We start from the raw sequence: 21187 nt of genomic DNA on the forward strand, positions 1-21187 counted from the left end.
TTATTCCTCATTTCCTGTCAAACTAGTTAATGCAGCAATGCTTTCTTCCAATAATGCTGATTCGTCTGTTCCCTGTTTTAAAAATTGAATAAGCTGCGGATAAAATTGTATCGCTTCATCAATTTCTCTTGAGGATCCTCTTTTGTAAGCTCCGATATTAATGAGATCTTCCGAATTTTGATATGTTGATAAAAGTTCACGGAATTTATTTGCTGCTTCCAGATGTTGTCTTGTCGATATGTTTGACATCACCCTGCTGATGCTTTTTAGTACATTAACTGCAGGAAACTGGCCTTTATTGGCAAGCGCCCTGTCCAACACAATATGTCCGTCTAAAATTCCGCGAACAGTGTCCGCAATCGGCTCATTCATGTCATCCCCGTCTACCAATACTGTATAAAACGCCGTAATGGTTCCGTGCTCATTTGCACCTGTTCGCTCTAATAAACGAGGTAAAATAGCGAACACAGAAGGTGTATAGCCTTTTGTCGTCGGAGGTTCTCCGGCAGCCAGTCCAATCTCACGCTGTGCCATTGCCACCCTTGTAACAGAATCCATCATAAACATGACATTTTTGCCTTTATCGCGGAAATACTCGGCAATTGCCGTCGCTGTATATGCCGCTTTCAATCTCATTAATGCTGGCTGATCTGAGGTGGCAACGACCACAATCGATCGTTTAAGCCCCTCTTCCCCAAGATCTTTTTCAATAAACTCCCGAACCTCTCGCCCGCGTTCTCCGACAAGTGCAATGACGTTTAAGTCAGCCTCTGTCTGCTTGGCGATCATCCCCATTAATGTACTTTTTCCGACACCGCTTCCTGCAAAAATGCCAATCCGCTGGCCTTTACCGACTGTCAGCAAGCTGTCAATTGATCTGACTCCTACACCCATCTTTTCACGGATAGGCGGCCGTTTCATCGGGTTGGGCGGTGATTGCTCCGTCGATACAGGCGAGAGCCCTTTCGGCAGCAGTTTTCCGTCAAGCGGCTCGCCAAAAGCATCGATAACCTGTCCGATCAGTCCTGCTCCGACTTTAACCCGAAGAGATTCACCAGTGGCTTCTACAATACTGCCGGGCGCAATGCTTGCAGCCTCTAAATAAGGCATAAGCAAAATATTTTCTTCCTGGAAGCCGACAACCTCAGCTTTAATGACTTTACCAGATTGTCCTTTTGCATAAATCAGGCACACGTCGCCAATTGAGCTTGCAGGCCCTTTTGATTCAATCATCAGGCCGATCACCCGCTTGACTTTTCCGTACCGTTTATACGAGTCCGTCATTTCTATACAATCTATCAGACTCTGTGTCTTCATTCAGCTGCACCCGCTTCCAGCACTGTCAGAAGTTTATCTTTCAATTGTATTAGTTGTGTGTCAACACTCGCATCCACTCTGCCAAAAGGAGTTTCTATATAACAAGATCCTTTTTGAGCTTTTTCATCAGCATATATGCCAAGCCGGCATTCTTTATAAAGAAGCTGCAGAATTTCATCTTTTTGCTGAAAGACTGTCTCATAGTAATATGGGTCTACATATATTGAGATATCGTCATATTCCTTTACTTCGTTTACAACCTGTTTCACTAGCAGGAGAAAAGCCTCTTTATCATCAGATTTTTGCTGCCATACTTTTTTAGCCAGTGCAACGGCAAGCTCAACGATTTCTTCAGAAGCGTCTTCAAGCTTGTCCTCAACAGCTTTTCTGGACATTTCAGTTATGCTGTTTGCTTGGTCGATCAGCTCGGAATACTGTTGAAGCGCCTCCGCTTTGCCTAATGCCACACCTTGTTCAAAACCCTCGGCTTTTGCTTCCTCAATAAGCTTTTGTTTTTCAGCTGCCCAATCATTTTTTTCCTGCTCAATTTGACGGCGAATAGTTTCTATATGGCTGTTGGCCTGCTCTGAAATCCGGTCAGCTTCCTCTTTCACTCGGGCGATAAGCGCTTCCGGATTCTCTTCAGCCTGCAAAAGGTGAGAATGATCGATTCGCACCTCTTGTACAGAGAGTTTTCTTCTTTCCTTTTGTGGAGAAAAAGATGATTCTTGTTTAATGATATTAGACAATAATATCGTCCCCTCCGCCTCTTGCTATCACAATTTCACCGGCTTCTTCAAGCTTTCTGACGATGCTTACAATTCTTGATTGAGCTTCTTCTACATCTTTCAAGCGTACAGGGCCCATGAATTCCATTTCTTCTTTAAAGGTTTCAACCATACGCTGTGACATATTGTTGAATACAATTTCTTTGACTTCCTCGCTCGCAACCTTTAATGAAAGGAGCAGATCGTCGTTTTCAACATCGCGAATGACTCTCTGAATTGCGCGGTTATCAAGTGTAACAATATCTTCGAAGACAAACATCCGCTTTTTAATTTCTTCAGCAAGATCAGGATCCTGAATTTCCAATGAATCTAAGATCGTCTTCTCTGTTCCTCTGTCTACCCCGTTTAACACTTCAACAACAGCTTCAATTCCGCCTGTTTGTGTATAATCTTGAGTAAATGCAGAAGATAATTTTTGTTCCAGAATCCGTTCTACCTCATTAATAATTTCAGGTGACGTTCTGTCCATGACCGCGATTCTTCTTGCGACCTCAGCCTGTACCTCAGGATTCAGCTCGGATAAAATTTGCCCGGCTTGCACAGGATCTAAATAAGACAAGATTAAAGCCATCGTCTGCGGATGCTCTTGCTGTATAAAATTCAAAATTTGTTCTGGCTCCGCTTTTCTGGCAAAATCAAATGGTTTAACCTGTAAAGATGAAGTCAGCCTGTTTAGAATGTTTTCCGCCTTATCCTCTCCAAGCGCCTTCTCAAGAACTTGTCTTGCATAGCTTAGACCGCCCTGAGAAATATAATCTTGCGCAATGGCTATATTATGAAATTCTTCTATAATTTCATCCTTTTTTTGATGATCAACACTTCGAACACCCGATATTTCCAGGGTAAGCCTTTCAATTTCTTCATCGGTTAAGTGCTTATATACAGAAGCTGACACATCTAACCCCAAGGAAATCATGAGAATGGCTGCTTTTTGTTTTCCTGTAAGCTTATCTTGATCACGTCTCGCCATTTCTAATTCCTCCTAATCCTCGGCCAGCCAGCTTCTCAGCAGTTTTGCAAAATCTTCTGGCTTGTCTTTCGCCATCTTTTCAAGCTGTTTTCGTCTGACTGTTTCCGCTGTTTCATTTTCCTCTTCGTTGATATCAGGCAGATTGATCGGTTCTTGAGGAACCTCATATTCATATTCCTCATATTCATCCTCTTGCGCCCGTTTCTTTCTGACTAGCATAATGATGAGAACAATGATCGCTGCGATTAAAACACCGCCTACGATATATGCCCACAGCGGGATACCTGAGGATTTTTCCGTATTTGTATCCAAGTTGACTTTTCCGTCAAATGGCTGAACGGAGACCACAATTTTATTATTGATATCTTCATCAGAAAGGTTCTGGTTTTGTGTTGCATCCTTATCCAGTGATGTTCTGACAACAGTTGAAAGGATTTTTTGTATATCATCTTGTCTTTCAGTTGATAGCGACGCTGTGTTTTTGGCATCAGGCGGCTCTACCATGACTTGAATCCCTAAATCTCTGACCTTATAAGGGCTTTCAGCGATTTCTTTATGGATGCGGTTAACTTCGTAATTGATTTTATTACTGCTCTTTTCGTAGTTCCCGCTTTCGGTATTTTCGCCGTCAGCTTTATAGTTTGTTATATCTTCGTCGCCGGTTCCGGCAGTTCCGCCATTGGCTGCACCATCACCCTGGTATGTTTCAGAAACCTTTTCCGCGCTGACTGCAATACCTTCCATGTTTTCTTTATCAACAGGTTCAACAATGTCTTCTGTGCGATTTTCTTTTGTGAAATCAATGTCAGCTGTCACGGAGACAACGACTTTATCTTGTCCCATCATCGTTCCAAGCAATGACTGAACATGTTTTTGAATATCTTTTTCAACTTGGGACTTAATTCCTTGCTGAGAAGAATAACTATCCGCGTAGGACCCTGCATCGCTGTCTGACTTGTCGTAGTATGTAGAATTTTGGTCCATGATGACGATGTTATCTTCTTTTAAGTTCGGCACGCTTTTCGATACCAGATGATACAATCCGTTGATCTGGCTTTGATCAAGTGTATAGCCCGGTTGAATCTGCAGAACGATTGACGCAGATGCTGCAGACTGCTCCTCACCGACAAAAACAGCGTCTTTCGGGAGGTTAATCATTACTTTTGAATTTTTGATACCGTCCATTTCATTGATCAAATTTGATAGTTCTGTCTGTGTTGCTTTCACTTTGACCATATCAAACTCATTGTCTGTCAAACCAAAACCGGCATTCTGCCCAAAAAACGAATAATCAATTGATCCGGTTTTAGGAAGTCCTTCTGCAGCCATCTGCACTTTCAATGAATCAACCTGATCCTCCGGAACGCTAATCACTGTACCGCCGTTTGAAAGTTCGTTTGGCACTTTTTTCGCATCGAGTTCTTCTTTGATTTGCCCTGCTTCTTCGGCAGACAAATCTTTGTACAGCGGCGCCATTTTTGTGCTGGAAGCAAAAACACTAATAATAATTCCAATAATAATAATTGCCGCTAAAGCACTAATCATTAAAATCTTTTGTAACTTAGATCTATTTTTCCAAAACTCACTCGTTTTGTTTTTCATTTGCATTAGAGTACGATTCATGTTAACCCCCGGTCATTCCACTCTTTCTCTTAATCGTCAGACCCCCTACATTTGCATTCTCATAATCTCCTGATAAGCTTCCACAGCTTTATTGCGGAACTCTGTTGCTGCAGTTAGAGAGATGCTTGCTTTTTGAGCGGCGATCATGACCTCATCAAGATTTACATCTTTTCCTGCTGCCAAGGCATTAGTCATGTTGTCAGAAGCTACTTGGGACTCATTTAACGAACTAATAGAGTTTTTTAAAAGCTCCGAAAAGCTTGTTTGATTTGAAGAATCTGTTTTTTGGCTATTGTTTACTTGATTTGTTGCATTTTGAGTGTTTTGAGTATTTTGAACCTGAAAAGGAGAAATTGCATTAATCACATTCATTCACCTTACTTTCCGATTTCTAACGCCTTCATCAGCATTCCCTTTGTGGCATTCATCGCTGTCACATTCGCCTCATATGATCTTGTGCTGCTGACAAGGTCAACCATTTCTTTTAATGGATCAACATTAGGCTTTTGTACATATCCTTCAGCGTTTGCATCAGGGTCTGTCGGATCATAGACAAGATTAAAATCCGAATCATCTTCCGTGATTTTTGAAACCTTTACACCGTTTCCTGCATTGCCGCTTCCGCTCATTTGTGAATTGAGAATGGAAGAGAACGATTCACCTTTTGACTGAAGGGAAACCATTTTTCTTCTGTAAGGCACCCACTCTCCATCCACTTGCTTAGCTCTTGTCGTATCCATATTAGCCAAGTTAGACGATACAACGTCCATTCTGACACGCTGAGCTGTTAAAGCTGATGCTGAAACATTTAAGCTATGAAAAGCTGTCATCATTTTCCTCCTGTTAATACGGTCTTCAGCGAATTAAATTTACCGTTCATTCTTTCAACTAAAGCTTGATAGTTGATTTGGTTTTGTGCTAATTCCGTCATCTCTTTGTCAACATCAACATTGTTTCCATTTTGCTGATACGATGTATTCCCGCTTGTTACAATTGAATAATTCGAATTAGTATCAGAAAAATCAATATGACGATAGTCTGTTTTTGTCGCATCAAGACGTGAGGATTCTTGATCTAATAAATTTTGGAAAGAGACTTTTTTTGCCTTATAGTTCGGTGTATCTATATTGGCGATATTATTAGTTATGACTTTTTGCTTAATATCCGCTCTGCTCAAGGCATTTTCAAGATTTTGTATCGTTCCAGAAAATAAGCTCAAATCCACTTACCTCCATTTCAGTTTTTTTCACCCTCAATATCCTTGTCGAGAATTGTAAAACTATATGCTTATTGTAAGAAATAACAGGCATAAAGTCTATGAAGTTCGTGTAAAAAAATGTCCTCACAATTATCTATTTTACAACTAGGCATATAGTCCTAGATTATTTGAACTATGTTTTCACTTTGATATAAGCCTGAAAATAGCAGAATTTCTGTTTTTTCTTCATTATTTTCGTCATTTTTATGTCTATTTGAAGAAAAATGTAAATTTTATTAAAATTATTACAACGAAAGACTTTCAACCCAGGAAATAAAGCTTATCAATTTCCTTTATTTGAGTATAAAAAAGAACCCCTTTTTAAGGGGTTCTTTCGGTGATTAATGAGATTTTAGATTTTCTAATTCAATTAGGAATTTGTTGTTAAGAACTTTGATATAAGTACCTTTCATTCCTAATGATCTTGACTCGATGACACCGGCGCTTTCCAGCTTTCTGAGTGCATTAACAATCACAGAGCGGGTAATGCCGACACGGTCTGCGATTTTACTTGCAACGAGAAGGCCTTCGTTTCCGTCAAGCTCTTCAAAAATGTGCTCAATTGCTTCAAGCTCACTGTAAGAAAGAGAGCTGATAGCCATTTGTACGACAGCTTTGCTTCTCGCTTCCTCTTCGATTTCTTCTGCTTTTTCTCTCAGAATTTCCATGCCGACAACTGTAGCGCCGTATTCAGCGAGTATTAAATCATCATCATGAAATTGATCCTGTAAACGTGAAAGAATGAGGGTTCCTAATCTTTCTCCGCCTCCGATGATCGGTACAATTGTTGTTAAACCAGCTTGGAACAGGTCTCTATTCTCAACAGGAAAAGCAGTATATTCACTATTAATGTCCAAGTTAGAAGATGTTTCAGGGACGTTAAACAGATTTTTCGTATATTCTTCAGGGAATTGACGATCCTCAAGCATTTTTTTCATACGATCATTTTCAATTTGCTGGTTAATAGAATATCCAAGGAGTTTGCCTCTGCGGCTCACAACGAAAATATTGGAATCAATTACATCCCGCAGCGTCTCCGCCATTTCCTTGAAGTTTACTGGTTTCCCTGCCGCAGCTTGCAGCATGGAGTTAATAATTCTTGTTTTTTGTAATAAAGCCATGATAAATAATCCTCCTAAACATTCCTCTTATTAAATTTTTCACAATATAAATTGACTTAAATCTTTATTTTTGGCTATCGTTCCGAGCTTTTCTTCGACATACTGTGGTGTAATCGTTATTTTCTCCATTGTTACATCAGGAGCCTCAAACGACAGATCTTCTAATAGGCGTTCGAGTATTGTATGAAGGCGTCTCGCACCGATATTATCTGTGTCCTGGTTCACATGATAAGCAACTTCAGCAATCTTATGAATAGCTTCGTCAGAAAATTCAAGAGATATACCTTCTGTCTGCAATAAAGCCTGATATTGTTTCAGCAGCGCATTATCCGGCTCAACCAAAATTCTCACGAAGTCGTCTACCGTGAGTTTGCTCAGTTCTACACGAATCGGGAAACGTCCCTGCAGCTCAGGAATTAAATCAGACGGTTTGGCCATATGAAACGCTCCTGCTGCAATAAATAACACATGGTCTGTTTTTACCGAACCATATTTAGTAACAACGGTAGAACCCTCAACGATTGGGAGGATATCCCGCTGAACGCCTTCTCTTGATACATCGGCAGATGATGACGCGCCTCCGTTTTTTGCAATTTTATCGATCTCGTCGATAAAGATAATGCCGCTCTCTTCTGCTCTCTGAACAGCTTCCTGGCTGACTTCATCCATATCGATGAGTTTGCTTGCTTCTTCATTTGTCAGGACTTTTCTGGCTTCTCTGACTGTCATTTTGCGCCGTTTCTTTTTCTTTGGCATTAATCCGCTCAGCGCGTCCTGCATATTCATGCCCATCTGCTCCATACCCGAGCCTTGCAGCATGTCAAACATAGAAGGCTGCTGCTCTTCGACTTCTACTGTTACATAATAGTCTTCGAGCTCTCCTAAAGCCAGCTGATGGGCCATGCGTTTTCTTTTTTCTTCAATGTTTGCTTCTTCCTGGCTCTCCGCCTCATCTTCGCCATTCGGCTGGCTGCCGCCAAAAAACATTTCAAACGGATTTTTCACGCCTGATTGTTTTTTCTTCCCAGGAACTAACAGACGAACAATGCGTTTGTTTGCATTTTCTTCTGCCTGCTCCTTTACTTCAGTCATTTTCTCTTCTTTTATAAGCCGAACAGAAGTTTCCACAAGGTCTCTGACCATTGATTCAACATCTCTGCCTACATAACCGACTTCGGTGAATTTTGTTGCTTCAATTTTAATAAATGGCGCACCTGAAAGCTTGGCGATACGTCTGGCAATTTCAGTTTTTCCAACGCCGGTAGGCCCCATCATTAAAATGTTTTTCGGAACGACCTCGTCCTTCAGCTTTTCATCCAGAAGACTTCTTCTATAGCGGTTTCTTAATGCCACGGCGACAGCTTTTTTAGCGTTTTGCTGACCGACAATATATTGGTCTAACCGATCTACTATCTGTCTAGGTGTTAACGGTTTTTTTTCCATGCGCCTCAAGTCCTTTCTATTCAAGCTCTTCCAGTATGATTTGATCGTTCGTGTAAACACAAATTTCGCCTGCTGTTTCTAACGCGGCTCTAGCAATCTCACTTGCAGACATGCTTTCACCGGCATGCTTTTTCAAAGCTCTTCCGGCTGCCAAAGCATAATTGCCTCCTGATCCAATCGCGAGAATGCCGTCATCTGGTTCGATCACCTCGCCTGTTCCCGATACGAGAAGCAAAGTATCCTGGTTCATCACAATCAGCATGGCTTCAAGCTTTCTAAGCACTTTATCGCTGCGCCATTCCTTTGCAAGCTCAACAGCTGCTCGTTTTAAGTTGCCGTTATACTCTTCAAGCTTAGCTTCAAACTTTTCGAATAAAGTGAAAGCGTCTGCAACAGAACCCGCAAACCCAGCAAGAACCTTGCCGTTAAACAGTTTTCTCACTTTTCTCGCAGTGTGTTTCATGACAACAGCCTGACCAAATGTCACTTGGCCGTCTCCGGACATTGCGCTTCGTCCCTTATGCTGGACGGCAAATATTGTGGTCGCATGAAAAGATGACATAAAGGGCCTCCTTTAATTTTTCTTAAAAGCTCTTGGATGGTGAGACATATATGTGTTTCTCAACATTTCCTTCGAAACGTGCGTGTATATCTGTGTCGAAGACAGATTGGAATGCCCGAGCAGTTCTTGAACGCTTCTCAAATCTGCTCCTTCGTTTAACAGATGAGTAGCGAACGTATGTCGAAGCATATGCGGATGGATATGTAAAGTGCCGGACGCTTTTTGAACAAGCCCGCTTAAAATATGTCTGATGCCTCGGGCTGTAAGCGGTCCGCCTCTTTGATTCACGAATAATAGATCATGAGGTTCTTTTGCTTTCATCAGCAAGCACTGTCTTCCGCTATTCATATATACCTTCAATGCTTCGCGGGCGTAAGACCCAAAGGGGATATAGCGCTGCTTCTTGCCTTTACCGTGAACAAGTACAGTGTCCATAAATAAATCGATATCGTTGACACTTATGGAACAACATTCACTGACCCTCATTCCGGTGGCATAGAGAAGCTCTAACAGCGCTTGATCCCTCATTCCGGCCGGCTGGCTTATATCTGAAACTTCAAACAGCTCCTCAAGCTCTTTTTGATATAGAAACTTCGGTATCCGTTTCTCTTGTTTCGGCAGATGAACAAGCTGAAACGGATTTTCTTCAACAAGCTTTTCCCGCATCAGAAACTTATAAAAGCTTCTCAATGCAGATATCTTTTTGCTTATTGTTCGTCTCGATAAACCTTTTTCATAGGCTTCTGTCAAAAAAATCCTAGTATCTTGATATGCAGCTTTTTCAAATCCATTTATACCTTGAACGCGCAGGAAAGTCTCGAATTCTTCAATTGAATCCACATAATTCACAATAGTATATTGTGAATAATTTTTTTCAATTTGTAAATATTCAACGAATAACTTTACGAAATTCTTAACATTCTCCATGCTTAGTACCTCCCCAGGAAGGGCTTTTAAATGGTATCACAAATCGCGTTCAAGTTGCAATCAATACCTATATTGTTTTCGAAATTGTTTGAATTGTCTCAATCGCGCGGTTCGCGTATTGCTCGTTCCGCTCTTTTTTATTTTTAATTTTAACAGGCAATTCTTTTAAAAGCCCAAAGTTTGCATTCATCGGCTGGAAGTTCTTTTGGTTTGTTGTTGTAATATAGTGAGCCATGCTGCCTATTGCTGTTTCCTGAGGGAAAGTGACAAGCTCTTCTCCTAAAACAAGTTTAGCCGCATTAATGCCTGCTACCAATCCTGAGGCAGCTGATTCCACATATCCTTCTACTCCCGTCATTTGGCCTGCAAAGAACAGATCACTGCGGTTTTTAAATTGATAGGTCGGCTTTAACAGGCTTGGAGAATTAATGAATGTGTTTCTGTGCATCACACCGTATCTGACGATTTCTACATTTTCAAGCCCTGGAATCAATTTGAGAACTTCCTTTTGGTCTCCCCATTTTAAATGAGTCTGGAATCCTACAATATTATAGAGTGTTCCTGCTGCATCATCCTGTCTGAGCTGAACGACAGCATAAGGACGTTTTCCTGTAACAGGATGCTCTAGACCAACCGGTTTCATCGGGCCGAAAAGCATTGTTTTCTTACCCCGTTTTGCCATGACTTCAATCGGCATGCAGCCTTCAAAGAAAATCTCTTTTTCAAATTCTTTTAACGGGACTGTTTCTGCTGATGTTAATGCTTCATGAAAACGGTCAAACTCTTCTTCTGTCATCGGGCAGTTCAAATACGCCGCTTCACCTTTATCATAACGGGATTTCAGGTATACTTTATCCATATCAAGGCTGTCTTTTTCTACAATCGGCGCCGCTGCATCATAAAAATATAAATAGTCCTCTCCAGTCAGCTCCTTCAGCTGGGCAGACAGCGATTCTGACGTTAATGGACCCGTTGCGATAATGGTAGGGCCTTGTGGGATTTCTGTCATTTCTTCATTAATAACAGTTACGTTTGGATGATTTTTTACCCGATTTGTCACACTTTCGGCAAATTCATGACGGTCAACTGCGAGAGCGCCCCCGGCAGGGACCGAACATTCGTCAGCAGCCGCGATGATGGCTGAATCAAGCGCCCGCATTTCTTCCTTTAATACACCGACAGCGTTAGCAAGCGTGTTGGAACGCAGAGAGTTGCTGCACACAAGCTCGGCAAATTTATCGGTATGGTGTGCAGGCGTTTGTTTAACAGGACGCATTTCATATAATTTGACTTGAATTCCCCGTTTGGCAAGCTGCCATGCTGCTTCACTTCCTGCGAGTCCGGCTCCGATTACATTCACAGTTTGTTGGTTCATCTTTCACATCTCCTAGTTTATTATTCAAGGCCTTCTTTTAACACACAAAGAAGGTGAGCAAGACCCTGCTCACCGCTACTTCTGTGGTTCTTCCTTATAATCGCATTCCACGCATTGGACTTGTATGCCTTTTTTGAGTTTTTTCTCGACAAGCATTTTTCCGCATTTCGGGCATTTCCGTTCAATTGGTTTGTCCCAGGAAACGAATTCACAGTCCGGATAACGGTCACAGCCGTAAAAAACCCGTTTCTTTTTCGATTTTCGCTCCACAATATTTCCTTCACCGCAGCTCGGGCACTTTACGCCGATTTGTTTCACAATCGGTTTTGTGTTCCGGCAGTCCGGGAAGTTGGAACACGCTAAGAATTTACCGTACCGACCCATTTTATATACCATTGGAGAACTGCACAATTCACAATCTTCTCCTGCATATTCCGGTTCGATTTCAACTTCCTTCATTTCCGCTTCTGCTTTTTTGACCCGTTTTTCAAAATCGGTATAGAAATTATCAATAATCTTAACCCATTCGGTATTGCCTTCTTCAACATGATCAAGGTCTTTTTCCATTTTCGCTGTAAACTCAACGTTAATAATTTCAGGGAAAAATTCCATGATCAAGTCAAGGACGATCTGTCCCAGTTCAGTCGGAACAAAGCGTTTATTATCCAAACCCACGTAGCCGCGCCGCTGAATGGTATCAAGCGTCGGAGCATATGTGGAAGGACGGCCGATACCGAGTTCTTCAAGGGTTTTAACGAGTCGTGCCTCAGTATAGCGCGGAGGCGGCTGGGTAAAATGCTGCTCCGGTTCTATATCTTTTTTTAATACCGTGTCGCCTTCTTGTAAGTCAGGCAGCATCCGGTCTTTTTCTTCCATTTGGTCGTCTTTTCCTTCAACATACACCTTCATAAACCCGGAAAACTTGACTTTACTTCCATTTGCACGAAATGTCAAACCATTGTTTGTCAGGTCAACACTCATTGTATCGAGAACAGCAGGTGCCATTTGGCTGGCAACAAAGCGCTCCCAAATTAATTTATACAATCTCATTTGATCTCTGCCAAGTACTGCTTTTAATTCACTTGGTTTTCTGAGAACTGATGTCGGGCGGATTGCTTCGTGAGCGTCCTGAGCATTTTCATTCTTTTTCGCAGGCTTTCGTTTGCCGCCTAAGAACTCTTTGCCGTATGCCTGATCAATAAATGCAGCTGCTTCATCAACCGCCGTATTTGAAATACGGGTTGAATCCGTTCTCATATACGTGATCAGACCGACAGTTCCTTCTCTTCCAAGATCGATTCCTTCATATAATTGCTGTGCAATCATCATCGTTTTCTTCGCTCTGAAATTGAGCTTACGCGCAGCTTCCTGCTGCAGGGTGGAAGTTGTAAAAGGCAAGGCCGGATTACGTTTGCGTTCCTTTTTCGTTACTTTTTCAACTGTATATTTATTGCCTTTGAGCTGAGAAAGAATGTCTTTTACGTCGGCTTCACTTTTTAAAGGAAGTTTTTTGCCGTTTTTTCCGAAAAAGCTCGCTTCGAACGTTTCCTGTCCTTTCAAGAACGTACCGTCAATTGTCCAATATTCCTCTGGCTTAAAGTCGTTAATCTCTTTTTCACGATCAATAATCAAGCGGAGGGCAACGGATTGTACGCGGCCTGCACTAAGGCCTTTTTTGACCTTTTTCCATAAGATTGGACTGATTTTATATCCGACAAGCCTGTCTAAAATACGTCTCGCCTGCTGTGCATCCACTAAATCCATATTGATCATGCGAGGATGCTTAAACGATTCCTTAATGGCGTCTTTTGTAATTTCGTTAAACACCACACGGCAGTCTGAATTGAGATCTAAATCAAGGCTGTGTGCCAAGTGCCATGCAATCGCTTCCCCTTCTCTGTCGGGGTCGGCTGCGAGATACACTTTTTTGGCTTTTTTCGCAGCCGTTTTCAGCTCTTTTAATACCGGCCCTTTACCTCGAATGGTAATGTATTTCGGCTCAAAATTCTGTTCTATGTCAACTCCCATTTGACTTTTTGGAAGATCCCGGACATGTCCCATTGATGCTTTTACTTTATATTTTTTACCTAAGTAACGTTCAATCGTTTTCGCCTTAGCGGGCGATTCCACGATGACTAGATAATCAGACATTTTCATCCCCCTCAAGAGGTGTTCTCTCTCTTCAAGTATTTCAATTTTGTTTTTGCAGCTGTCTTTATTTGGCTTTCAACATTTCATTCTTTATGATGAACGTCATTATTTAAATAGAAAACAATATGCAACTTTAAATCCTCACTATTATTAAATATTACAATGCCGTTTGTCAAACGATAATTCAAAAGGGTTCCGTATATTGAACGTTTCTCTCAGGAAGCTCCTCGAAAATATCATCTGCTGACCATATGGCTTTAGCCCCCTGCTGGATTAGTTTTATAGGACCTCCGGCGTAAGGATCAAATAATGAACCGGGTACGGCAAAAACTTCTCTCCCTTGTTCCATTGCTTGGTCTGCAGTAATCAGCGAACCGCTTTTTTCTTTGCCCTGCACGACAATAATGCCTTCACTTAATCCGCTGATGATACGGTTTCTCATAGGGAAATGCCATTTTTGGGGTTTGGTTGCTGGTGGATGCTCTGACAGAAGGATATGGTGTTTAGCCATGTGATCTGCTAACTGAAGGTTTTCCCGGGGATAAATGTGCTGAAATCCGCCTGCAATGACGCCGATTGTCCGCCCCTTCGCCTTAATACTTGCAGCATGGGACATTCCGTCTATCCCAGACGCCAGTCCGCTGACAATCACCCAATCTTTACGGCAAAGCTCTTTTGTAAGATGATTGACAACTTGTATACCATACGCTGTTGGATTTCTTGTACCTACAATTCCAATTTTCCTCCCTTTAGAAAGAAGGGTCATATCACCCTTTGCAAACAGGACAGCGGGGGGATCATAAATGGTTTTCAGCCAGAAAGGATATTGCTTTGAAGAAATCGGGATGATGTTAATGCCTTGCTCATGGTAAGCAGCAAGTACACGCTGAAGTTTTGGGTAATATTCTTCTATTTTGTTTTTTAATGCAGCTGCCTTTACTTTACCGCGAGTAACAGTTTCGAACACGGATGATGTCAGCGACATAGACGGATCAGCTTTCCACCATTTTAATAGAAGGGATGGGGATAATAATTGATTGATTCTGCAAATCATTAAACAGGCAGCGGCCTGATCCAATATATTTACCTCCTTTTGACAGAAAAAGCAGGAACAGCCTTGACGGCTGTCCCTTCTTTATTAATGCGTTTTGCAAGTTTCGAACAAATTCTTTTCTTTCAGCACCTTAATTAAGGTTTCACCCATTACAGAAGGTGTCTCTGCAACTTCGATTCCGCATGCATTAAGGGTTTTGATTTTTTCATCAGCTGTGCCTTTTCCGCCGGAAATAATGGCTCCTGCATGCCCCATGCGCTTCCCTGGTGGTGCTGTTTTCCCGCCGATAAAGCCGACTACCGGTTTTGTCATGTTAGCTTTTACCCACTCTGCCGCTTCCTCTTCGGCAGTACCGCCGATTTCGCCAATCATGATGACAGCGTGTGTATCAGGATCTTCGTTAAACGCTTTTAAAACGTCAATAAAGTTTGTTCCATTTACAGGGTCGCCGCCGATTCCAACAGCTGTAGATTGTCCTACACCCGCTTCTGACAGCTGGTGCACCGCTTCGTATGTTAAAGTTCCTGAACGCGATACAACGCCTACATGACCCTTTTTATGGATATATCCAGGCATAATGCCGATTTTACATTCTTCAGGCGTGATGACACCAGGGCAGTTCGGCCCTATCAGTCTCGTTTTCTTGCCTTCCATGAAGCGTTTGACCTTCACCATATCCAAAACCGGAATATGCTCAGTGATGCAAATCACGAGATCAAGCTCCGCATCTACCGCTTCCATAATCGCATCTGCTGCAAACGGTGCCGGCACATATATAACAGACGCGTTAGCGCCGGTCGTTTGGACGGCTTCAGCCACTGTATTAAATACAGGAACACCTTCCGCTTCAGTTCCGCCTTTTCCAGGTGTTACACCGCCTACGATATTTGTGCCGTATTCGAGCATCTGCTTCGTATGAAATAAAGCTGTAGAACCTGTAATCCCTTGCACAATAACTCTTGTATCTTTATTAATAAAAACACTCATTATCTGGTCCCCTGCCTTTCATTCTTTCTAAACTAAGGATACGATTTTCTGCGCGCCGTCAGCCATTGATTCCGCAGATGTAATATTTAATCCTGATTCACTAAGGATTTTCTTCCCTAGATCCACGTTTGTGCCTTCAAGACGGACGACAAGCGGCAATGTCAAACCGACTTGTCTTGTCGCTTCAACAACCCCTTCTGCGATGACATCACATTTCATAATGCCGCCGAAAATGTTGACAAAAATCCCTTTAACGTTTTGATCAGAAAGAATGATTTTAAATGCTTCCGTGACTTTTTCTGCGGTTGCACCGCCGCCCACATCAAGGAAGTTGGCCGGTTCTCCTCCATAATGCTTGATAATATCCATTGTGGACATTGCAAGTCCCGCGCCGTTTACCATACAGCCGATATTTCCATCAAGGGAAATGTAGCTTAAATCATATTTGGATGCTTCGATTTCTTTCGGATCTTCTTCATCCAAATCTCTGTACTCCATAATGTCCTTTTGTCTGTACAACGCGTTGCTGTCGAAGTTCAATTTTGCATCAAGCGCCATCACATTTCCATCGCCGGTTACAACGAGCGGATTGATTTCGGCGATTGAGCAGTCTTTCTCAACAAACGCTTTATATAGTCCAAGCATAAACTTAGCAGCTTTTCCCACGAGCTCCTTTGGAATATTAATAGCGAATGCGATTTCTCTAGCTTGATAGCCTTGAAGGCCGACAGCCGGATCAATGACAGCTTTTTTGATTTTTTCCGGTGTTTTCTCCGCAACTTCTTCAATTTCCGTTCCGCCTTCTTCAGAAGCCATCAGAACGATTCTAGAAGTAGCGCGGTCAAGAACAAGCCCCACATAGTATTCTTTTTTAATATCGCAGCCTTCTTCAATAAGTAAGCGTTTTATTACTTGGCCGTCCGGACCCGTCTGATGTGTAACTAGGGTCTTCCCTAAGAGTTCTTCGGCATACGCTTTCACTTCGTCTAATGATTTTGCTATTTTTACCCCACCAGCTTTGCCTCGACCGCCAGCATGAATTTGAGCCTTTACGACATAAACCGAGCTGGATAAACTCTTTGCTTTCTCAACTGCTTCTTCTGCTGTAAAAGCCACTTTACCTTCAGGAACAGATACCCCATATTTTCTGAGGACTTCTTTTCCCTGGTACTCATGGATATTCATTTCCCATCCTCCTAACTTATGTAACAAAACTAAAATAGACTGCGCTTTCATTCTATAATAATACTGGAAGAATTGTCTAGAGTTCGATGCAAAATCTTAAAATCCTTCTAAACATTCAAACTTTTATTTTATTAAAAACATAAATTTCAAACAGAGGATGGGGAATATTTTAGCTATTTTTTGTTTTTTACGCTTTCGTCCAATCGGTAAATGAACGAAAAAATCTCAGCTACCGTTCCATAAAGAGCTTCCGGGATTTGATCATCTACAGTCAAATGGCGCATTAATTCGACAAGGGTCCGATCTTCTTGAATCGGGACCCCTGCCTTTTTTGCTTCTTTGATAATGTTGTCGGCTACATGGCCCTTACCTGTCGCAATCACTTTCGGCGCCTTGTCTTTTTGTTCATCATAATGGAGAGCCACAGCTTTTCTGATCGGCATCTGCTCTTTCATATTTTCACATCCACTTCCTGATCACTGATGCTTGTTATGTATTGATCGATTGCAGTCTTTTCTTCGGGGTGAATCCTTTTTTTAGCGTTTACCCCTGAAAGGCTGTACCCCATTTCCTTGAGGCCCTGTTTAAGCGTGGGCACCATCGGATCGATCGCAGCCTGAAGCTCGAAATCAGTCTCAATTGTAATGGTCATGACTTTTTGCTGTATCAAGCAGTCAACGACGGTTTCTTTTAACGTATCCAGCTGCAGTAAAAACAAAAGGCGGCAATGGGAAGGATCAAGCTTTCCATCCGCTTCTTTCTTACCTTTAAACAAAACAGTCATGTCCTGAGCCCCTGACTTCGAAAACAGCGGAAATGACATCACAATTTGGCTGTATGAGGGGTGATCCTGCTGCATGAAAAGCTGACCGTTTAATTTATGAAAAAGCTGATCAGCTTCCTGTTTGACAGGCTCGGCTACCTCATGCGATGCTCTTGCGGCATGAAGAGCCAGCTTGATGGATTGTATATCGTCAGGTGTGACTGAGCTTCCTTGTTCAAATGCTTTAATAAATGCTAGCTCGTCCCTTGCGCCGATTGCCATTTTCACTTTGGATAAAAAAGAAAGGACATCTGCCTTATCCGCCAAACTAGGTGCTGTCTGCTGGGCAGCCTTTAAAAAAACTTCGGCTTCCTGATCTGTTACTCGCGCCTCCTGTAAAACAGCTGAAGCTGCAGGTGACTTACCATCACCCGATAAAGCAGCCGCTTTAATCCAATTTGCTGCTTCTTTCACAATTTGAAGACTGTTTTTTTCAGCAGATTCCGTCAGCTTTGTCAGCAGCTGGCGGGCTTCTTTGATTGGAATGTCTGCTGCGTTTTTAATAGGCTCTTCTTGTATGCTTCTCTGTTCCGCTGTGTGGTTTACAGGCGGCAAATTGGCCTTTACGGGGGAGCCGGCTGGTGTGCTAAGCTCCCTGTTTCCAGCTGTATTGCCTGAAGAAGGTGCTTTTGTATTGTCCGTTAAAGAAATAAGCTTTTCGATCAGACGTTCTGCATGGATTTCGATTTCACTATTAAAAAGTGCCGTAACTGCTTCTTTCAGTTTTGCCATCATCTGGCTCTGCTGAGGGCTTTGGCTGATTGCCTGAAGCAGCTGGGATACGTGCTGATGCAGCGGAACAGGTGATTTTATAGCATGAACACCACTCAACACCTCGGGGTGAATGGGAAGATCACGTTTTAAGGCGAACAGAACCGTTTCAATCGCTTTTTTTGTGTCTTGCGCAGGCAGCGTATCCATCCAGCGGACAGCCGTTTTGATATCATTTTCTGTTACAGGTGTTTTGCTCTTCAGCATTGCTCCTGTCATCATGAGAGCAGTGTTTGACGGTTTCACTGATATGGCATTTAAAAGCTTGCCAGCTGCATCCTGAATGGTTTTTGGATTTTGGTCAAAGCTTTGAACGACCTGAAGACGGCCTGTCTGTTCTGTCGTTTTCTTTTCGTAGGAAAACCAATAGTACGCCTGAGGACGAAGCTGGGTTTCAAGTTTTCCCTGGACAGTTTGATTGCCGACTTGGATCAGTGCATGCTGTTCACCTAATAAACGAAGCACTTTTCCTAAAAGGAGACGCTTCTCCCCGTTTAGCGCTTCGCTGGCATTTGATGTTTGCTGCGGGATTGCTGTATTTCCCAAAAGGTGCTGCAGCGCCTTTTGCACATCATTTCGTATATTCATTTAAAAAAGGTGCCTCCTTGTCCATTGGTTTATCTGAAAGATTGAACAGGAGCGAAAGTTTTGCGGTGCAATTCAGTTGGGCCGTATGCGGCAAGAGCTTCGAGATGCTCTTTTGTCCCATAGCCTTTATTTTTTTCAAAGCCGTACATGGGATAAGTTTCGGCATAGGCGCTCATCATCCGGTCTCTTGTGACTTTCGCGATACACGCACCTGCCGCAATAGACACACTTTTGGCATCACCTTTTATAATTGACGACTGAGCCGTGTCGAGCGGCAGCGTCATTGCGTCAACAAGCAAATAATCAGGTGTATCTGACAAATCGTGTATCGCTTTCACCATTGCCATCTTTGAAGCTTCATATATATTGATTTCATCAATGACAGAGGCTTCTACAATCCCTATTCCGACCGCCAATGCTTCTTTCATAATAAGCTCGTAATATTCCTCACGCTTTTTTTCTGAAAGCTTTTTGGAGTCTGTCAGCCCAAGCATTTCACATTCCTCTGGAAGGATAACTGCGCTGGCGACCACAGGTCCTGCCAATGGCCCCCGGCCGACCTCGTCAACACCTGCAATCAAGCGAAATCCTTTGTTTCTTGCCAGCCTTTCATAGGAAGTCATATTCACCCATTGTTCTTTCAGCGCTTTTTCTTTCGCCTGCTTTTTAAGCCATTGCTCTACAAGCGTTTGAACGCTTTTTCTCGGGTCGTTTTCGCATTGGGCAAGAAATGGGTCTTGTTCATCCCTCACTTGCTGCAAACGGTCTTTAATGTCCTTTACGGTTAATGTATTCACTTTCTCTTCTCCCTTACTGTATGTATCGGTTCGGTCAGGAAAAAATAAAGACCCGCATTTCTGCGCGCCTTTACATAGTCGGCTGTTCAAATGACAGCCTGCCGAACTTTTCAGTGCGGATATCACGAATGATGACTTCAGTCGTTTTATCGTAGTTAATGAGCCCTCCGCTCATGAGACAGCCGCGCTTTTCACCAATTGCATCAAACAGTTCCGCAATGTCCTCTGGGATCTCATCAAGGCCGTAACGCTCTTTAAGCCGTTCAGGATAGTGTTCTTCGAGAAAACGAAGACCAAACACGGCCACATCCTGCAGGTTGATAATCGAGTCTTTAATAGCCCCGGTGACTGCGAGTCTCAAGCCGACAAGCTCGTCCTGAAATTTAGGCCATAAAATCCCCGGTGTATCTAAGAGCTCTAATTCTTTTCCGACTTTGACCCACTGCTGAGATGTCGTAATACCAGGTCTGTCCCCCGTTTTCGCTATGTTTTTCTTTGCTAGCCGGTTGATGAGCGTTGATTTTCCGACGTTTGGAATGCCGATAATCAAAGCGCGAATTGCTCTCGGCTTCACACCTTTCGCCCTCATCCGGTCAAATTTTTCTTGGAGAATCTCTTTCGATGCCGGCACAATTTGATTTAAGCCTTGTCCGTTCACTGAGTTAATGGACAGAGAGCGGATACCCTCTTTCTCAAAGTGCTCTTTCCATTGCTGTGTAACTGCCGCATCTGCTTTGTCAGCCTTGTTTAACAGCATAATTCGCGGCTTATTTTTTAGAATGTCTTCAATCATTGGATTTCTTGATGACATTGGAATTCTGGCATCTACCAATTCATATACAATATCGATTAATTTTAGTTTTTCGGTTACTTCCCTTCTTGCCTTTGCCATATGGCCCGGGAACCATTGAATTGTCATGTGACACGAACACCGCCTTTATCTCTTCAGTATGTAAGATTCTTTGTTGTCCTTTATGTATTTTACGATGCCTGTCCGGCATTTTCAAATTCTGTATAAAAAAAGAGCTTGTTACAGGTAACAAGCTCTTTTCGTTCGTTATCATTATCGTCTGATCTCTTTAATACGAGCCGCTTTTCCGCGAAGTTCACGCAGGTAGTAAAGCTTAGCACGGCGTACTTTACCGTAACGTACAACTTCGATTTTCGCGATTTTTGGTGTGTGTACAGGGAAAGTACGTTCAACGCCAACACCGTAAGAAATCTTACGAACTGTGAACGTTTCGCTGATTCCACCACCACGACGCTTAATCACAACACCTTCAAAGATCTGGATACGCTCACGGTTACCCTCAACAACTTTAACGTGTACACGTAAAGTGTCACCAGGACGGAACGCAGGAAGATCAGTACGAAGCTGTTCTTTTGTGATATCTTCAATTAGTTTTTGCATCGTTTTCAACTCCTTCCAACAGATGCTCTTGGCCAC

At 42.6% G+C, this 21187-nt stretch carries 21 protein-coding genes; all 21 read right to left on the reverse strand.

The features are described from left to right. The 21 genes from fliI to rplS all read right to left on the reverse strand — a co-directional run bounded on the left by fliI (position 1) and on the right by rplS (position 21151). The gene (fliI, locus tag BSI_RS11605) at positions 1-1317 is read right to left on the reverse strand and encodes a flagellar protein export ATPase FliI (protein WP_032732054.1); all 1317 of its coding nucleotides are present in this window, start codon (positions 1315-1317) and stop codon (positions 1-3) included. Continuing rightward, the gene (fliH, locus tag BSI_RS11600) at positions 1314-2066 is read right to left on the reverse strand and encodes a flagellar assembly protein FliH (RefSeq protein WP_003238540.1); all 753 of its coding nucleotides are present in this window, start codon (positions 2064-2066) and stop codon (positions 1314-1316) included. Before fliH ends, fliI begins: the two co-directional genes overlap by 4 nt. Further along, the gene (gene fliG / locus BSI_RS11595) at positions 2059-3075 is read right to left on the reverse strand and encodes a flagellar motor switch protein FliG (protein WP_003231981.1); all 1017 of its coding nucleotides are present in this window, start codon (positions 3073-3075) and stop codon (positions 2059-2061) included. The genes fliH and fliG overlap by 8 nt, the downstream gene beginning before the upstream one ends. A gap of 12 nt (positions 3076-3087) precedes the next feature. After that, positions 3088-4698 carry a flagellar basal-body MS-ring/collar protein FliF gene (fliF, locus tag BSI_RS11590; RefSeq protein ID WP_080030825.1) on the reverse strand — a complete coding sequence of 537 codons (1611 nt, stop codon included), beginning with the start codon at positions 4696-4698 and terminating at the stop codon, positions 3088-3090. Between the two features lie 45 nt (positions 4699-4743). Further along, complete coding sequence (gene fliE, locus BSI_RS11585) at positions 4744-5064, reverse strand: flagellar hook-basal body complex protein FliE (RefSeq protein WP_003238544.1); 321 nt, start codon at positions 5062-5064, stop codon at positions 4744-4746. An 11-nt stretch (positions 5065-5075) separates the two neighbouring features. After that, positions 5076-5528 carry a flagellar basal body rod protein FlgC gene (gene flgC / locus BSI_RS11580; RefSeq protein ID WP_003238546.1) on the reverse strand — a complete coding sequence of 151 codons (453 nt, stop codon included), beginning with the start codon at positions 5526-5528 and terminating at the stop codon, positions 5076-5078. Then, complete coding sequence (flgB, locus tag BSI_RS11575; protein ID WP_003238548.1) at positions 5528-5917, reverse strand: flagellar basal body rod protein FlgB; 390 nt, start codon at positions 5915-5917, stop codon at positions 5528-5530. Before flgB ends, flgC begins: the two co-directional genes overlap by 1 nt. 380 nt (positions 5918-6297) lie before the next feature. Further along, on the reverse strand, positions 6298-7077 hold the full coding sequence (gene codY, locus BSI_RS11570; protein WP_003238551.1) for a GTP-sensing pleiotropic transcriptional regulator CodY: 780 nt from the start codon (positions 7075-7077) through the stop codon (positions 6298-6300). A 39-nt stretch (positions 7078-7116) separates the two neighbouring features. Beyond that, positions 7117-8520, reverse strand: coding sequence for an ATP-dependent protease ATPase subunit HslU (hslU, locus tag BSI_RS11565; protein WP_003238553.1), 1404 nt, complete (start codon positions 8518-8520; stop codon positions 7117-7119). 16 nt (positions 8521-8536) lie between these two features. Beyond that, the gene (gene clpQ, locus BSI_RS11560; protein WP_003238555.1) at positions 8537-9082 is read right to left on the reverse strand and encodes an ATP-dependent protease subunit ClpQ; all 546 of its coding nucleotides are present in this window, start codon (positions 9080-9082) and stop codon (positions 8537-8539) included. A 12-nt stretch (positions 9083-9094) separates the two neighbouring features. After that, complete coding sequence (xerC, locus tag BSI_RS11555) at positions 9095-10009, reverse strand: tyrosine recombinase XerC (RefSeq protein WP_003238557.1); 915 nt, start codon at positions 10007-10009, stop codon at positions 9095-9097. Positions 10010-10076: 67 nt separating this feature from the next. Then, on the reverse strand, positions 10077-11384 hold the full coding sequence (gene trmFO / locus BSI_RS11550; protein ID WP_003238558.1) for an FADH(2)-oxidizing methylenetetrahydrofolate--tRNA-(uracil(54)-C(5))-methyltransferase TrmFO: 1308 nt from the start codon (positions 11382-11384) through the stop codon (positions 10077-10079). 75 nt (positions 11385-11459) lie between these two features. Further along, positions 11460-13535, reverse strand: a complete 2076-nt coding sequence (gene topA / locus BSI_RS11545) for a type I DNA topoisomerase (RefSeq protein ID WP_003238559.1) — start codon at positions 13533-13535, stop codon at positions 11460-11462. Positions 13536-13719: 184 nt separating this feature from the next. Beyond that, a complete protein-coding gene (gene dprA, locus BSI_RS11540) occupies positions 13720-14613 on the reverse strand; it encodes a DNA-processing protein DprA (protein WP_032732055.1) in 894 nt (297 codons plus the stop codon). A gap of 60 nt (positions 14614-14673) precedes the next feature. Beyond that, positions 14674-15576 (reverse strand): succinate--CoA ligase subunit alpha, encoded by a 903-nt coding sequence (sucD, locus tag BSI_RS11535; RefSeq protein ID WP_003238566.1) that lies wholly within the window; start codon positions 15574-15576, stop codon positions 14674-14676. A gap of 27 nt (positions 15577-15603) precedes the next feature. After that, positions 15604-16761 (reverse strand): ADP-forming succinate--CoA ligase subunit beta, encoded by a 1158-nt coding sequence (gene sucC / locus BSI_RS11530; protein ID WP_003238568.1) that lies wholly within the window; start codon positions 16759-16761, stop codon positions 15604-15606. Positions 16762-16934: 173 nt separating this feature from the next. Beyond that, positions 16935-17216: a FlhB-like flagellar biosynthesis protein gene (locus BSI_RS11525; protein WP_003238571.1), complete on the reverse strand. Its 282-nt coding sequence runs from the start codon at positions 17214-17216 to the stop codon at positions 16935-16937. Continuing rightward, positions 17213-18943, reverse strand: coding sequence for a hypothetical protein (locus BSI_RS11520; RefSeq protein WP_003238573.1), 1731 nt, complete (start codon positions 18941-18943; stop codon positions 17213-17215). Before BSI_RS11520 ends, BSI_RS11525 begins: the two co-directional genes overlap by 4 nt. 29 nt (positions 18944-18972) lie before the next feature. After that, complete coding sequence (gene rnhB / locus BSI_RS11515) at positions 18973-19740, reverse strand: ribonuclease HII (protein WP_003238574.1); 768 nt, start codon at positions 19738-19740, stop codon at positions 18973-18975. A gap of 70 nt (positions 19741-19810) precedes the next feature. Continuing rightward, positions 19811-20659: a ribosome biogenesis GTPase YlqF gene (gene ylqF / locus BSI_RS11510; RefSeq protein WP_003238576.1), complete on the reverse strand. Its 849-nt coding sequence runs from the start codon at positions 20657-20659 to the stop codon at positions 19811-19813. A 144-nt stretch (positions 20660-20803) separates the two neighbouring features. Continuing rightward, complete coding sequence (gene rplS, locus BSI_RS11505; protein WP_003220825.1) at positions 20804-21151, reverse strand: 50S ribosomal protein L19; 348 nt, start codon at positions 21149-21151, stop codon at positions 20804-20806. Positions 21152-21187 lie beyond the last annotated feature (36 nt).

It is taken from the genome of Bacillus inaquosorum KCTC 13429 (assembly GCF_000332645.1).
GTDB lineage: Bacteria > Bacillota > Bacilli > Bacillales > Bacillaceae > Bacillus > Bacillus inaquosorum.